This window comes from Myxococcus sp. AS-1-15, assembly GCF_020037055.1.
Taxonomy (GTDB): domain Bacteria; phylum Myxococcota; class Myxococcia; order Myxococcales; family Myxococcaceae; genus Myxococcus; species Myxococcus fulvus.
This window is the reverse complement of sequence record NZ_JAIQDF010000059.1, coordinates 1-1,712: the sequence shown is the minus strand read 5'-3', so window position 1 is coordinate 1,712 and position 1,712 is coordinate 1. Positions and strand designations below refer to the sequence as shown.

Sequence of the window (1,712 nt, the reverse complement as noted above, 5' to 3'; positions counted from 1 at the left end):
GAGTGGGAGACGAGGACGCCTGCGCCGGACTCGCGGAGGACGAAGGAGAGGCGCTCGGAGGGCCAGGCCTTGTCGAGAGGGACGTAGGACGCGCCGGCCTTGAGGATGGCCAGCAGGGAGACGATGAGGTCCGCGGAGCGGTCGAGGCGAACAGCGACGCGAGAGCCGGGGAGGACACCCAGTGCGCGCAGGTGGTGGGCAAGCTGGTTGGAGCGCGTGTCGAGCTGCGAGTAGGTGACAGCCTCATCTCCCGCGACGACGGCGACGGCATCGGGTGAACGGGCCACCTGCTGTTCGAACAGCGCATGCACGCTCGCGCTGCGCGGATACGCCCGGGCTGTCTCGTTCCACGTCGAGAGCACCTGCTGCTTCTCGTGAGAACTCAGTGCCGAGAGCGTGCTCAGAGACTGCTCGGGCCGAGAGACGGCCGTCTCGAGCAGCACGGTGAAGTGGCGAAGCAGGCCCTGCATGGTGGCCGCTTCGAACAGGTCGGTGTTGTAGTTGAGGACGCCCGAGAACCGGTCTCCTTCATCGAACAACAGGCTGAAGTCATACTTCGATGTGCTGATTTCAGCGGGGACCGGCTCGAGCACCAGGCCCGAGAGCGCGAGGGCGGCCTCGGGTGCGTTCTGTAGCGTGAGGGTGACCTGGAAGAGCGGGGAGCGGCTCAGGTCACGCTGGGGCTGGAGTTCCTCGACGAGCTTCTCGAAGGGGACATCCTGATGCTCATAAGCCGCGAGGGTGTTCAGGCGCACCTGTCCCAGCAGCTCGCGGAAGGACTGCCTGCCATCGATCCGGGCGCGGAAGACGAGGGTGTTGACGAAGAAGCCGATGAGGCCCTCCGTCTCGGAGCGGTTCCGGTTGGCGACCGGCGAACCCACGGAGACGTCGTCCTGTCCCGAGTAGCGAGAGAGCAGGAGCTGGAAGGAAGCCAGCAAGACCATGAAGGGCGTGGCGCCCTCGCGCTGGGCCAGGGCCTTGACGGCCAGAGTGAGTTCCCGAGAGAGCTCGATGGGGAGCACGGCGCCGCGGTAGGACTGAACGGCGGGGCGAGGCTTGTCGGTGGGCAGCTCGAGCGCGGAAGCGGCGCCCGAGAGTTGCTGACGCCACCAGCCGAGCTCGGAGGCGAGGACGTCGCCGTGGAGCCACTGGCGCTGCCAGACGGAGAAGTCGGCGTACTGGATGGGCAGGGGGGCGAGCTGCGCGGCCTCTCCCCCGGAGAACTGACGGTAGAGGGCTGCGAGTTCGCGCAGGATGACGGCAATGGACCAGCCGTCGGACGCGATGTGGTGAACGGTGACGAGCAGCAGATGCTGCGATGCGGTCCGGCGGACGAGTGACGCCCTGACCACGGGCCCCTGCGCGAGGTCGAACGGACGCAGTGCCTCCTGCGAGGCCAACCGCTGGGCCTCGGCCTCTCGCTCCTGTTCCGAGCGCGAGGAGAGGTCGGTGACCGGCAGCTCCAGAGAGAAGTCCCGGTCGATGAGCTGGACGGGCTGACCCTCGTGAACGGCGAAGCGAGTACGCAAAGCCTCATGTCGCTGGATGAGCGAGTTGATGGAGAGGCGCAGCGCGTTCTCATCGAGTGCGCCGGAGAGCTTGAGGACCCAGGGGATGTTGTAGGTGGAGGAGCCGGGCTGGAGCTGGTCGAGGAACCAGAGGCGCTGCTGGGCGAAGGAGAGAGGCAGCGGCTGGGAGCGGTCGACAGGGAC

At 67.2% G+C, this 1,712-nt stretch carries 1 protein-coding gene; it reads right to left on the bottom strand.

Annotated elements, in window-relative coordinates; all coding sequences use genetic code 11:
- Nucleotides 1–1,712, bottom strand: a 1,712-nt coding sequence (locus K8625_RS43455; RefSeq protein ID WP_223786093.1) for a condensation domain-containing protein, incomplete at both ends; no start/stop codon positions are given.